9 protein-coding genes are annotated in these 13106 nt (G+C 63.1%); 2 read left to right on the top strand and 7 right to left on the bottom strand.

Translation table 11 applies throughout. From position 1 onward, the window contains the following. Window positions 1–89: 89 nt before the first annotated feature. Both J2S97_RS01400 and J2S97_RS01395 read right to left on the bottom strand, forming a co-directional pair. The gene (locus J2S97_RS01400; protein ID WP_307045846.1) at window positions 90–1775 is read right to left on the bottom strand and encodes a peptide ABC transporter substrate-binding protein; all 1686 of its coding nucleotides are present in this window, start codon (window positions 1773–1775) and stop codon (window positions 90–92) included. Window positions 1776–2015: 240 nt separating this feature from the next. Next, window positions 2016–3851 carry an ABC transporter ATP-binding protein gene (locus J2S97_RS01395; protein ID WP_307045844.1) on the bottom strand — a complete coding sequence of 612 codons (1836 nt, stop codon included), beginning with the start codon at window positions 3849–3851 and terminating at the stop codon, window positions 2016–2018. A 76-nt stretch (window positions 3852–3927) separates the two neighbouring features. Between J2S97_RS01395 and J2S97_RS01390 the strand changes: the two genes are divergently transcribed. Then, on the top strand, window positions 3928–4557 hold the full coding sequence (locus tag J2S97_RS01390) for a PH domain-containing protein (protein WP_307045842.1): 630 nt from the start codon (window positions 3928–3930) through the stop codon (window positions 4555–4557). A gap of 24 nt (window positions 4558–4581) precedes the next feature. Here J2S97_RS01390 and J2S97_RS01385 read toward each other — a convergent pair whose 3' ends face one another. From J2S97_RS01385 to ychF, 4 genes are all read right to left on the bottom strand, one after another. After that, entirely contained in the window at window positions 4582–5682 is a 1101-nt protein-coding gene (locus J2S97_RS01385; protein ID WP_307045839.1) for an ABC transporter permease, read from the bottom strand. After that, entirely contained in the window at window positions 5679–7220 is a 1542-nt protein-coding gene (locus tag J2S97_RS01380; protein WP_307045838.1) for an ABC transporter permease, read from the bottom strand. The genes J2S97_RS01385 and J2S97_RS01380 overlap by 4 nt, the downstream gene beginning before the upstream one ends. Before the next feature lie 178 nt (window positions 7221–7398). Then, on the bottom strand, window positions 7399–9177 hold the full coding sequence (locus J2S97_RS01375) for an ABC transporter family substrate-binding protein (RefSeq protein WP_307045836.1): 1779 nt from the start codon (window positions 9175–9177) through the stop codon (window positions 7399–7401). 346 nt (window positions 9178–9523) lie between these two features. Then, the gene (gene ychF / locus J2S97_RS01370) at window positions 9524–10609 is read right to left on the bottom strand and encodes a redox-regulated ATPase YchF (RefSeq protein ID WP_307045834.1); all 1086 of its coding nucleotides are present in this window, start codon (window positions 10607–10609) and stop codon (window positions 9524–9526) included. A gap of 172 nt (window positions 10610–10781) precedes the next feature. Here ychF and J2S97_RS01365 point away from each other — a divergent pair, with 172 nt between their 5' ends. Then, the gene (locus tag J2S97_RS01365) at window positions 10782–11993 is read left to right on the top strand and encodes a DNA recombination protein RmuC (protein ID WP_307045832.1); all 1212 of its coding nucleotides are present in this window, start codon (window positions 10782–10784) and stop codon (window positions 11991–11993) included. A gap of 30 nt (window positions 11994–12023) precedes the next feature. Here the strand turns inward: J2S97_RS01365 and J2S97_RS01360 are convergent, their stop codons facing one another. Further along, window positions 12024–13103: a 4-hydroxy-3-methylbut-2-enyl diphosphate reductase gene (locus J2S97_RS01360; RefSeq protein WP_307045830.1), complete on the bottom strand. Its 1080-nt coding sequence runs from the start codon at window positions 13101–13103 to the stop codon at window positions 12024–12026. Window positions 13104–13106 lie beyond the last annotated feature (3 nt).

Raw genomic sequence — 13106 nt, 5'->3', positions numbered from 1 at the left:
ACAGCTTTCGTGCCGGTTCCAAGGCTATGGGGGCCCGGCTTCGTGGCCGGACCCCCATGAGCTTTTGACGTGGATTTTTGTTCCGAGGACTACTTGGCGGTGATGGCCCAGTACTGCAGGACACCGTTCCAGCCGGAGTCAACATTGCTGACGTTCTGGCTCCAGACGGCCTGGCGTGCGGAGTACCACAGCGGCAGGTTCGGGAGTTCCTCGAAGAGGATTTCCTGGGCCTGGGTGAACTTCTTGTTGGCGTCTTCGGTGGACTTGGCGCCGAGGCCTTCGGTGAGGAGCTTGTCGAACTCAGTGTTCGTGTAGCCCTCGTAGTTGGCACTGGCGTCGGTCTTCAGGAGCGGCCCGAGGAAGTTGAACAGCGACGGGTAATCGGCCTGCCAGCCTGCACGGGTCAGGCCGGGCAGGTCCTTGGCGGTGCGGAGCTTCAGGATTTCAGCAAACTTGGCGAACGGCTGCCCTTCCGCCTTGATTCCCAGGTTGTTCTTGAAGTTGTTGGCAACAGCGTCGATCCATTCCTTGTTGCCGCCGTCGGTGTTGTAGGCAAGCTGGAGGGTCTTGTCAGCCGGCCACGGGCTGATGGCGTCTGCCTTCGTCCACAGTTCCTTCGCCTTGGTGGCGTCGAACTTGAGGACATCGGAGCCGGCAACATTGTCGTTGTAGCCGTCAACGGCCGGTGAGGTGAAGTCCTTGGCCGGGATGCGGGTGCCGGAGAAGATGACCTTGGTGATCTCTTCACGGTTGATGGCCATGGACAGTGCCTGGCGGCGGAGCTTGCCGGCTTCGCCCTGGAACTCGGGCATGTAGCCCGGGATGTTCAGGGTGGAGTTGCCTGCATACGGCTTGTTGAGGTGGTTCTCAGGGAAGTCCGTGGTGTAGGTCTTGAGGGCGTCCGTCGGCAGGACGTCCGTGACGTCGAGGTTGTTGCCCTGGATGTCCGTGTACGCCGGGGCCGGGTCGGTGTAGAACTTGAAGGTCACGCCGCCGTTTTTGGCAGCGCGCGCACCCTGGTAGTCAGCGTTCTTGACCAGTTCGATCTGGCTGTCGTGCTGCCAGGCGCCTTCCTTGGCCATCTTGTACGGGCCGTTGCCAACCGGGTTCTCGCCGAATTTCTTCGGATCCTCGATGGCGTCGGCAGGCAGCGGCATGAAGGCGGAGTAGCCAAGGCGCAGCGGCCAGTCGGCTTCCGGCTGCGCCAGCTTGACGGTGATGGTGGACTCGTCCTTCAGCACCAGGCCTGTGAGGGTCTCTGCGGTGGGGGCCGGGACGTCAATGTCCTTGCCGTCCGCACCCTTCTCCGTCCTGGTGGCGCTGACCGCGTCATAGCCTTCGATGGACTCGAAGAAGCTGCTGTTGCTCTGGGCGTTGGTGCTCAGTGCGGCGAAGTTCCAGGCGTCAACGAAGCTCTTGGCGGTCACGGCCTCGCCGTTGGTGAACGTGGCGCCGGACTTGACCTTGATGGTGTAGTTCTGGCCGTCCGGGGACTCGATGGACTCTGCCAGTGCGTTGACGGACTTGCCGCTGGGGTCGTAGCTCCGCAGGCCCTCGAACAGAAGTTCGACGACGCGGCCACCGTAGACTTCGCCGGTATCGGCGGGCATCAGCGGCTTCTGGGGTTCGTTGCTGTACGCGGTGATGACCTTGTTGGGGTCGCCGGCAGCCTGGCTGGCACCGTCCGTGGCGCCGCCTTCGGCGCCGCATCCGGTCAGGGCAAGGGCTGCGATAGCAACCATGCCCAGTGCTTTGGAAGTGCGCGAAAAACGCATTCCGCCTCCTATGAGTTGTGGGAGTTGAGTAGGGAAAGTCTTGTGCTTCCCCGCAGGCCGGGCACAGGTGTGTACTGTGACGTGGCATACATAAGTGAGTAGCCTAACCGCAGCCTGTCCAAATAATGGAACTCTGTTGCCAAACCGTGATCGGGTCACAATTTGACCACCACGGTCAACAACGGCGCATTTCAGGTCACATGTTACTCACTGGTATGCTTCCCACTGATGTGACGGACGCTACTCCACTCCGCTCGCCAGCAACTGCGCCCGGAGCTCCCTTCGCTCGCGCTGTTTTTCGGGGTCCGGCAGGGGCACCGCGGCAAGGAGGCGCTGCGTGTACGGCTCCTGGGGATTGCGCAGAATCTGGTCGCGGGTGCCTTGCTCCACGATCCTGCCCCTCTGCATCACGCAAATTCGGTCGGCCAGCACGTCGACCACAGCCAGGTCGTGGGTCACGAACAGGCAGGCGAAGCCGAGGTCCTTCTGGAGGTTCTGGAACAGTTCAAGCACTTTTGCCTGCACGGACACGTCCAGTGCCGACGTCGGTTCATCCGCCACCATCAGCTTTGGTTTGAGCGACAGGGCCCGCGCGATGCCCACGCGCTGCTTCTGGCCGCCGGACAGCTCATGCGGGTACCGGTTGCGGTAGCTCCTGGGCAGCTCAACCTGGTCCAGGAGGGCTTCGATCCGTTTCTGCAGCCCGCTTCCTTTGGCCTCCCCGGCAAGGAACATTGGTTCGCCAATGCTCTCGCCGATCGGAAGGCGCGGATTCAACGACGATGACGGGTCCTGGAACACCATGCCGATGTGGCGCCGGACGTGGTGCAGCTGCTTCCCGTTCTTCTTGGCGGCGGAAATGTCCTGGCCCACCACCCGCATGGTGCCGGCTGCGACAGGGAGCAGCCCCACCGCGGCCCTCCCGATGGTGGTCTTGCCCGAGCCTGACTCGCCCACAAGCCCCACCACCTGGCCGGGGTAGATCACCAGGTTTGCACCCTCCACGGCCCTGAAGGCCGGTACGCGGCCCTGCTTGGGGTATTCGATGGCTACATCCGTAAGTTCCAGGACCGGCTCACCCTGGGGCCGTTCGGCGGCTGCGGTGGCAAGCGCCGCAGCATTCTCACGCTCGCGGCGGACCAGGTCAGCGTGGTCAACCGACTCCAGTTCAGCGTGGGTGGCGGCAGCAAGCGCGGCCGTGACATCGACCTCGGCGGCGTCATCCGCCCCACCCTGGCCAAGGTGCGGCACTGCCGCCAGCAGAGCCTGGGTGTATTCATGCCGGGGGTTCCGGAAGACCTGTTCGGCCGTTCCCGTTTCCACAATCAGCCCCCGCCGCATGACGGCGATACGGTCTGCCAGGTCCGCTACCACCCCCATGTCATGGGTGATAAGCACAATGGCACTGTCCAGCTTGTTCCGAAGGTTGCGCATGAGATCCAGGATCTCGGCCTGGACAGTGACGTCCAGGGCTGTGGTGGGCTCATCGGCGATCAGCAGTTTGGGATCACAGGACAGCGACTGCGCGATCATGGCCCGCTGCCGCTGGCCGCCCGAGAGTTGGTGGGGGTAGGACTTGAACGCCTTCTCCGGGTCCGGAAGTTCCACCAGTTCCAGCATCCGCAGGGCACGTTCCTTGGCCTGGTCCGGTGAAACTTCATTGTGGAGCCGCACCGTCTCAACGATCTGCGCCCCGACGGTGTACACAGGGTTGAGGGCGGTCATGGGCTCCTGGAAGATCACGGCCACATCCTTGCCACGGACTTCCCGGATGTTGGCCGCATTGGAGCCGAGGAGCTCCTTGCCGGAGAGGCGGACGCTGCCGGATACCCGGCTGTTGCTGGGCAGGAGACCCAGCAAGGCCATGGAACTGGCGCTCTTGCCGGAGCCGGACTCCCCCACAATGGCAAGGACTTCGCCCGCCCGGACCTCATAATTCAGGCCAATGGCGGCCGGGACCCATTTCTTGTCCACGCCGAAGTCGACGCTGAGATCGCGGACCTCAAGGACTATGGCTCCCTTGGCAGGCTCCTGCGCCGGGGCGGTGTCCCGGTTCGGGGTGATGTTGTCAGTCATGACGGGTTCCCTTCCGCCAAGCCACGACAGCACCGGAGATTAGTGCTGTGGCCTGGAATCCTGAATTATTGGGGGCATGAGCAGTGTGCCGCATGCCGGAAATGTTGAAGTCTTCAAAGCCCGCACGAACAAATGGTTCGCCTGGCTTTCCTGGCTGGTCGCCGCCGTCGGCCTTGTTGTCACCGCGGCGGCCGGCGGGCCGGCAGCGCTGCTGGGTACGGGCCCGCTGCTGCTGATCGGTTTTCTCGGCTGGTTGCTGTTCTGGATGCCCTCCGTGGTGGTGCACGACGGCGGCATCACCCTGGAGAATCCGTTCCGCTCCATTGACGTCCCGTGGGCAGCCCTGGTGAACGTCGACACCCGGTACGCCCTGACGCTGGTCACACCGGCCAGGAGCTATGCCTCCTGGGCCGCCCCGGCGCCGGGTATCTGGGGAGGCCGGAACGCCGGCCCTGAGGATCTCAAGGGGCTTCCTTCCGCGACCTACGGACCGGGACAGTCCGTGCGCCCCGGTGACCTGAAAACCACCGACTCCGGCCAGGCAGCCCGGCTGGTTCGCAGCCGCTGGGAAGAGCTGGTCGAAGCGGGCACCCTGGACGCAGGAAACGCCGACACCACGGCCGTCAGCGTGACGTTTCGCTGGACGGCGATCGCCACCACCGTGGTGCTCCTCGCCGCCAGCTATTGGGGCGTCGCAGTTCCGTAAGGCGGATGCCCGAACAGCCTGCATTCAGTCTCCCGCAGACCCGTCGGCTGCAGCAGCCGGAGCCTTCTCCGGCTCTCCGCCAGTCTTGGTGTCCTTGGCCTTCTTGGCGTTGAACTTCTTCTGCCTCGGATCGAACGCGTCCCGAAGGCCGTCGCCGATGAAGTTGATGCTGAGGCAGATCAGCACAATGAAGAGGCCCGGAAACCAGAACAGCCACGGCCGGGTGGAGAACGCTTCCTGGTTCTGCGAGATGAGCAGGCCCAACGAGGTGTCCGGGGATTTCACGCCGACGCCGAGGTAGCTCAGGGCAGTTTCCAGGAGGATCGCGGCGGACATTGTCAGGGTCACGTTGACGATCAGGACGCCGATGGCGTTGGGCAGGATGTGCTTGAAGATGATACGGGCATTGCTGGCACCCGAAATACGGGCTGCATCAACAAACTCGCGTTCACGCAGGGTGAGGAACTCCCCGCGCATCAGGCGCGCGAGGCCGACCCAGCTGACGAGCCCCAGGAAGATTCCGAGGATCAGGATGCCGTTGCTGGCCGCGAAGCCCGAAAACCAGCCGCCCTGGTCCCTGCGGTTGACGGTCTGTGCCACGACAGCGGCAAGCAGCAGCACGGGAATGATGATGATGACGTCCGTGATCCGCATCAGGACGGCTTCGACCCAGCCCCGGAAGTACCCGGACAGGCCGCCTATCACAGTGCCCAGCAGGCCGGCGATGGTTCCGATCAGGACCATGATGGTGATGGACTGCTGGGCGCCACGCATGGTCATGGCGAAGAGGTCCCGGCCGATCCGGTCCTGCCCGAACGGGTGTTCGCCCCAGGCCGGCAGCCAGAGGGACGCCGTCGGAACGCCGTCGTTGACCAGCGGCGACACATCAAGGTGGTCGTATTTCCACCAGCCCGGAATTCCCGCCCAGCCTACAGAAGTGAAGGCCAACAGGAAGATGAAGACAAAGATGAACAGGCCGGCGATGGCCCCGCTGTGGCCAAGGAACCGTTTGCGGACAATCTGTCCCTGGCTGAGCCCTTTCGCTTCCGGCTCGAAGGACGCCCCCGGCGGCCGGGGGTGCGAGTGCTCGGCGAGGAATTCTTCCTGCTGGGTCGGCTGGCTCATGCCTTAATCCTTACGCGGGGATCGAGTGCGGAATACGCAAGGTCTGCTATCAGGTTGAACACCATCGCGGTCACTGCCACGCAGACGAACACGCCCATCACGGGGTTCGGGTCAGTGTGCATGATGCCGTCCAGGAAGAGGAACCCCATGCCCCGCACCGAGAAAACTGTCTCCGTAATAACGGCACCGCCGATGAGCGCTCCGATGTCGAACGCCACGATGGTGGCGATGGGAATCAGCGCGTTGCGGAAGGCGTGGCCCATCACCACGGACCGCTCGGAGAGTCCCTTGGCGCGGGCTGTCCTGATGTAGTCCATGTTCATGATTTCCAGCATGGACGACCTTGTGAACCGCGTGTAGCTTGCCAGCGAAACAAGGATGAGGGCCATGGTCGGAAGGATCAGGTGCGTAAAAGTGTCCAGGCTCAGGACCCAGAAGTCGCCCTGGATGTTGGGGGTACCGGCACCGATTGTGGCGATCGGCCTCCCCCTGACCCGGCTGTTGTTGAAGTAGCTGGGCCAGGCCTGCATGAACCGGTCCATCAGGATGAGTCCGCCCACGAGGAAGGCTGTTATCCCGGCGGCGCGCATCGACTGGCCGCGATCGTAGCCGCCCATCAGGTAACCCGTTCCCACACCCACACCGATTGTCGCGATGCCCAGCAGGACGATCATGAGCGCCGTCGCCTCATTCAGCAGCGGCTGGACGGCGAAGTAGGCAACCACTCCGAGCACCACCACGATCAGGGACGACTGCAGGGCGCGTTTGTTCTTGAGCCCGGCCACGAGGACCGTGACGGCGAAGGCAATGCCGACGCCCGCAATCGCAATGACCACCGGGCCGAGTCCGGGGTTCCGGAACCACTGGACAACGGAGAAGTAGATCAGGATAAGGCTGGCGGCCAGGAAGACGATGCCGCCTGAAACCAGCCGGCGGCGGGCCACTCCGCCGACGGCAACGGCGACGATCACGCCCGCTACGGCACCAATCACCAAGGCCACCGGCAGTGGTATTTCAGGATTGCGGAGGAAATCGTTGAAGCCGATGGCGCCGTATTCCTTCAGCAGCACGGCAACCCAGAAGATGGGGAGCGAGAAGAACAGGAACGCCATGAACGTCACGCCGTAGTCGAGGGCGCTGTACTGCCGGAGCGCCGTGATGATGCCGAGGGCAATGCCGATCAGGATCGCCAGCACGGTGGCGCCGGTGACGAGCGTCAGGGTCTGGACCAGCGCGAAGCCGAGGGCCTCCGTTATTGGCTGCCCCGCGATATTCTTGCCGAGGTCGCAGGAGCCGCCGAAAGGAACCAGGCATTTGGCTGCTCCGCCAAGCCACTTGAAGTACCGCAGCGGGGCCGGTGTGTCCAGGTCAAGGAGCTCGCTGCGGGCATCCATGAGCTGTTGTTTGTTGGCGGCACTGCTGGCACGGAATTCCTCCAGTGGATCCCCGGACGACGCTGTCAGGAGGTACACGAGGAATGATGCCCCGAGAAGTATGAGTGCGGCAGTGATAAGCCGCCGGACGATGTACGTCACCATGGTGGGAAGCCTCTATATCCGGGCCGGGATCTTACCGGGCCCATCGCAGAATCAGTCCGGCTTGCCGAGTGAGGTGGGCGGAAAGCCGGCACAATGCCGGTGGTGCCGGCAAAGGCGCCGGGACGCTACTGCTTTGTCCCGGCGCCTTCACCTGCTGTTCGCTCTCTGAGCGGGGGCTTTACTTCTCTGCCCACTCCCAGAAGTTCCACCAGACACCGGTCTGGTTCGGCATGAACTTCACACCGGTGATGCGATCGCTGTAGGCGTCCACGCCTACCGACTGGAAGAGCGGAAGACCGTAAGCGGAATCCCAGATCTTCTTGTCGATCTGCGTAATCAGTTCATCCTGCTTGCTGCGGTCGGTGGTGACGATCAGCTCATCCATCAGCTTGTCGGCTTCCGGATCGCTGAACTGGTTGAAGTTGGATCCGTTGCCGGTGCGGAAGATCTGCGGTACGCCGGAAACACCGACACCCGGGTTGATCCAGCCGAAGATCGTGGCGTCGTAGCTGCCGTCGCCCAGGGCCTTGCCCCAGTCGGAAGCACCCAGGCCGCCGTCAACGATCTTGAAACCGGCCTTGGTCGCCGACTCGCGGATCAGGGAGAAGGCATCAACGCGGTTGGGGTTGTCCTTGTTGTACATAATGCGGATCTCAGGCGTCTTGCCGGCGAGAAGTGCCTTGGCGCCGTCAATGTCCACGTCCTGGTAGGCCGAGGAACCGTTGTTCTTTGCAGACTCCTCATAGGCCGCCTGCGCCGGAACGAACAGCTGGGAGTCCAGTGGCTTGGCTTCCGGATCGAGCTTCTTCACGATCTTGTCAACGATGTCCTTGCGGGGGACGGTCTTCATGAACGCCTCACGGACGCTCTTTTCGGCCAGCGGACCCGAGTAGTTCAGGTCGATGTGGTCGTAGGAGAGCTGGTTGCCCTGCTCCACGGTCACGCCCTGGCTTTCGAGCGCCTTGAGCTGTTCGATGGTGTCTGCAGAAGCCTGCGGAGCAATGATGTCCGCTTCGCCGTTCTTCAGTGCCTGCACCTGTGCCGGAGCGGAACCAATGTAGCGGACCGTGATTTCGTCCAGGCTCGCTTCCGGGCCCCAGTTGTAGTCCTTGTTGCGGACCATGGTCAGCGACTGGTCCTGCGTGACGCTCTTGACAATGTATGGGCCGTTGGAGAGGTAGAGGCTTGGATCCGACGGCAGGGTCTTGGTGTCGAACCCGGTGTTCCAGAAGTCGGCCATGGCCTTCAGCTTCTCATCGGCCGGCTTGGGAGCCTTGGCGTCGCCCTTCGGCTTTTCCTTGAGGTAGTCCACGAGTGCCTTGGCGTCGGTGAGTCCCGCCTTCTTCGCCATGACGTGGGCCGCGATGTCAATGCCCGGACCGCCAAGGATGGTTTCCCAGTCAGCAAACGGCTTGGTGTATTTGATGGTCATGGTGCGGTTGTCGTCGCCGAGTTCGGGGAAATCGGTGAGCTTGAGGCCGGTGGGATCGCCGGCGTAGGAGAAGTACTGCGTACCCGTCTTCGCCTCTGAGTCGGCGTCGTCGTAGTAGCCCGAGAACGCTGCCCACTGCAGCAGGAGGTCGGCTGCCGTGACCGGGGTTCCGTCCGACCACTTCACGCCCTCGTTGACGGTGTACTTGACCGTCAGCGGGTCATCGGAAGTCTTTTCCATCTTGCCGAACTTCTCGTTGCGAACAACGTTCAGCTGATTGTCGATGTAGTAGAAACCCGAGTGGGTGGCATAGCTGATCTTCGAGTTGATGTCAGTGTTGCCGTCGGCAGTGTTCGGGTTGAACGTGTTGAATGCGTTCACCTCGACCACCGTGGCTGAGCCACCCTGTTTGCCGGCAGTGGCGCTGGACGGGGTTGTCCCGCCGCTGTTGCCGGCGCAGGCGCTGAGAGCAAGCGCGGCAGCTGCCGCGACGCCTACCGCTTTGGAAATACGACCGAAGCGCATTCCGCCTCCTATGTTTCTGTGGTTTGAAAAGACCGCCGCTGTAGGCGCCGGCCAGACCGCCCATTCCCCCAGTGAGAATGTGGCTGGCCTCACATGAGCAGTAGCCTAAACCCGAAAGGTGCGCCCGTGGGACCAAAGTTGCCCATGGGTAAAGGTTGTTACCGAGCTGCAACAATGGGCAAGCTGTGCCGCTTTAAATCGTTGGAGAACCTTGATGCGCGACGGCCCGCGCTGGACCGGGTCCAATCACAGCAAAAGCCCCGATCCAAGGGAATCGGGGCTTGTGCTGTTAATGCTCAATCACTGACTGTGGCTTGCCATCAGACGAGTCGCTGCGGCGCTGCTGCTACACGTTGAAGCGGAACTCCACGACGTCGCCGTCGGACATGACGTATTCCTTGCCTTCGATGCGGACCTTGCCGCGGGCCTTCGCCTCGGCCATGGAACCGGCGTCGATGAGGTCGTCAAACGAGACAACTTCGGCTTTGATAAAACCGCGCTGGAAGTCGGAGTGGATCACGCCGGCCGCCTGCGGGGCGGTGTCGCCCTGGTGGATGGTCCAGGCGCGCGTTTCCTTGGGCCCTGCCGTCAGGTAGGTCTGCAGTCCGAGCGTGTGGAAACCCACCCGGGCCAGCTGGTCAAGGCCCGATTCGTCCTGGCCGTTCATCTCCAGCATTTCGCGGGCCTCTTCCTCATCCAGCTCGACGAGGTCGGACTCGAGCTTGGCGTCGAGGAAGATGGCGTCCGCGGGGGCAACCATGGCCCGCAGTTCGTCCTGCTTCTCCGGGCTGCCAAGAATGCCTTCGTCCGCATTGAAGACGTAGATGAAGGGCTTGGCGGTCAGGAGGCTGAGCTCCTTGAGGTGTTCCATCTCCAGTTTGTCGCTCTTGACCGAGGCGAAAATAGTGTCGCCACGTTCCAGCACAGCCTGGGCCGCCTTGATGGCAGCCAGCTCGGCAGCTTCCCGCTTCTTGATCTTGACTTCTTTTTCGATCCGGGGAATCGCATTTTCGATGGTCTGAAGGTCGGCCAGGATCAGCTCGGTGTTGATGGTCTCCATATCCGAGCGGGGATCGACCTTGCCGTCAACGTGGATGACATCGGGGTCATCGAACACACGGACAACCTGGGCGATCGCTTCGGCCTCGCGGATGTTGGCGAGGAACTTGTTGCCCAGGCCTTCGCCCTCCGACGCGCCTTTCACGATCCCGGCGATGTCCACGAAGGACACCGGGGCGGGCAGCAGCCGCTGGGATCCGAAGATGGCCGCCAGCTTCGCCAGGCGGGGATCCGGCAGGTTCACGACGCCGACATTCGGCTCGATGGTGGCGAACGGATAGTTCGCGGCCAGCACTTGGTTGCGGGTCAGTGCGTTGAAAAGGGTTGATTTGCCGACGTTGGGCAGTCCGACGATGCCAATAGTAAGAGCCACGAGCATTGATTCTACCGGTAATCGGTCCGGAACCATGCGGCAGCCCGTTCCCGTTCACCGCAGCAGTTCGCGGGCGGGCCTGCTCGTCGGCAGCGTGCCAGGCGGTGGCCGGCCGCGTGGCCGCGCGTGAGCCTGCGCTAAAAATGTCAGGGGCCCGTGCCAAAGTGAACACATGGACGCTTTTGCACTGATACTTGCCCTGCTGATGCTGATTCTCGGCGCCGTGATTGGCGCCGCCTTCACCTACGTGGTGTTCCGGCGGCGGAACGTTGCCCTGGAGCAGGATTTCGACGGCGTCTCGGCCCGTCTTTCGGAGGTCAGCGCGCAGTTCGCGGCGGCCGACGCCGAGCGGCGCCTGTTGTCGGCACAGAACAGGGAGCTCGGCGAGTCACGCAACCAGGACGGCAGCGTCCTGCGGGCCCTGGCACCCGTGGCGGAGAAGCTGACGGCAGTACAGCAGCAGGTGTCGCTGCTGGAGCGTGACCGGCTGGAGCAGTACGGACAGCTGGCACAGCAGCTGCAGGAAGCCCGTCTCTCCGACGAACAGCTTCTTCGCTCAACGCACGCCCTCGAGTCCGCCCTGCGGTCCAACAGCGCCCGCGGCCAGTGGGGCGAAGTCCAGCTGCGGCGTGTGGTGGAAGCCGCCGGCATGCTCCGCCACGTGGATTTCCATGAGCAGCACCACAGCGCAGGGGCGGGGAATGCCGTTCGGCCCGACCTCGTGGTCCAGCTCCCCGGCGAGAAGCAACTTGTGGTCGACGCCAAGGTGCCGCTGGCGTCCTACCTTGAAGCCCAGGACCTGGGGCCCTCCTCCGGACGCCAACAGCACGGGTCGGCCCTCAACGGCCAAAGTGCGCTGCTGACGGCACACGCAAAGGCATTGAAATCCCATGTGGACGCCCTGAGCAACAAGAAGTACTGGGACATCCCGGGTAATTCACCCGAACTGGTGATCTGCTTCCTGCCGGCGGAATCAATTCTGGCCGCCGCGCTGGCAGCCGATCCCGGCCTGCTGGACTATGCCTTGAACAAGAACGTTGTCCTCGCCTCCCCCGGCACTCTGCTGGCCGTGCTGAAGTCGGTGGCGTTCACCTGGCGCCAGGACGTGCTGACGGACAGTGCCCGGGAGCTCTTTGAGCTGGCCCGGCAGCTCTACGAGCGCATGGGAACGCTGGGCGACAACGTGACCAAGCTGGGGTCATCCCTCAAGACTTCCGTTGACCGGTACAACTCGATGGTCGGGACGCTTGAAGCCCGCGTCCTGCCCACGGCCCGAAAGCTCAACGCCCTTGAAGCCGAGGGGCTGACCACCCCGCCCGCCATCGAAGTGACCCCGCGTTCAGTGGCCGCCCCCGAACTGCAGTCGGAGGAATCAGCCGCCTAATCCCGCGCGAGGGAAAGGACCCCGGAGGGGTCAGGCCCGCGCCTTGTTTCCGCCCAGGGCGCGGGTCACGTCTCCGGATTTCTTCAGCGTCGCACGGAGCTCCTTCGGCAGCGAGAAGAGCAGGTCTTCCTCTGCAGTGACCACTTCCTCCACGGCACCGTAGCCATAGTCCGAAAGGAGCCGGAGCACGTCCTTGACCAGCACTTCCGGAACGGATGCACCGGACGTGACGCCAACCGTGGCAACCCCTTCGAACCAGGCCTCGTCCACTTCATTGGCGAAGTCAACGCGGAAGGAGGCTTTTGCGCCATATTCCAGGGCAACTTCCACGAGGCGCACGGAGTTGGAGGAGTTGGCGGAGCCCACCACGATGACCAGGTCGGCCTGCGGGGAAATCTTCTTGATGGCCACCTGGCGGTTGGTGGTGGCGTAGCAGATGTCGTCGCTGGGCGGATCCTGCAGTGTCGGGAAGCGCTCCTTGAGCAGCCGGACCGTTTCCATCGTTTCATCCACGCTCAGCGTGGTCTGCGAAAGCCAGATGACCTTTTCCGGGTCTCGGACCGTCACTTTGTCCACTTCGTGGGGGCCATTGATGATCTGGATGTGCTCGGGTGCCTCACCGGCTGTTCCTTCAACTTCCTCGTGGCCGTCGTGGCCAATGAGGAGGATGTCGAAGTCGTCCTTGGCAAAGCGGACAGCTTCGCGGTGCACTTTGGTCACCAGCGGACACGTGGCGTCAATGGTGCGCAGGCCGCGGTCTTCGGCCGACTGCACCACAGCGGGAGATACTCCGTGGGCCGAGAAAATCACCAGGGCGCCTTCGGGGACCTCATCGGTCTCGTCAACGAAGATGGCGCCCTTCTCCTCGAGGGAGCTGACCACGTGAACGTTGTGGACGATCTGCTTGCGGACGTAAACCGGCGGACCATAGTGCTCCAGCGCCTTCTCAACGGCAATGACGGCGCGGTCCACTCCGGCGCAGTAGCCGCGGGGAGCCGCGAGCAGAACCTTCTTGGGACCTGACACCGGAGCCGCAGCCAGCACGTCCTCAGGCGAACGGCGCCTCCGCGGAATTGAAGGCATGGGGATGGAGACAGCTGAGGTGGTCATTGT

The sequence above is a fragment of the Arthrobacter oryzae genome (assembly GCF_030812315.1).
GTDB lineage: Bacteria > Actinomycetota > Actinomycetes > Actinomycetales > Micrococcaceae > Arthrobacter > Arthrobacter oryzae_B.
The sequence above is the reverse complement of the archived record's forward strand: the minus strand, read 5'-3'. Positions and strand labels throughout refer to the sequence as shown.

Excerpts from the sequence above, each read along its gene's own strand:
- J2S97_RS01360 (WP_307045830.1), bottom strand. The coding sequence starts at position 13,103 with ATGACCACCTCAGCTGTCTCCATCCCCATGCCTTCAATTCCGCGGAGG.
- J2S97_RS01385 (WP_307045839.1), bottom strand. The coding sequence starts at position 5,682 with ATGAGCCAGCCGACCCAGCAGGAAGAATTCCTCGCCGAGCACTCGCAC.
- J2S97_RS01400 (WP_307045846.1), bottom strand. The coding sequence starts at position 1,775 with ATGCGTTTTTCGCGCACTTCCAAAGCACTGGGCATGGTTGCTATCGCA.
- J2S97_RS01365 (WP_307045832.1), top strand. The coding sequence starts at position 10,782 with ATGGACGCTTTTGCACTGATACTTGCCCTGCTGATGCTGATTCTCGGC.
- J2S97_RS01375 (WP_307045836.1), bottom strand. The coding sequence starts at position 9,177 with ATGCGCTTCGGTCGTATTTCCAAAGCGGTAGGCGTCGCGGCAGCTGCC.
- J2S97_RS01380 (WP_307045838.1), bottom strand. The coding sequence starts at position 7,220 with ATGGTGACGTACATCGTCCGGCGGCTTATCACTGCCGCACTCATACTT.
- J2S97_RS01395 (WP_307045844.1), bottom strand. The coding sequence starts at position 3,851 with ATGACTGACAACATCACCCCGAACCGGGACACCGCCCCGGCGCAGGAG.
- J2S97_RS01390 (WP_307045842.1), top strand. The coding sequence starts at position 3,928 with ATGAGCAGTGTGCCGCATGCCGGAAATGTTGAAGTCTTCAAAGCCCGC.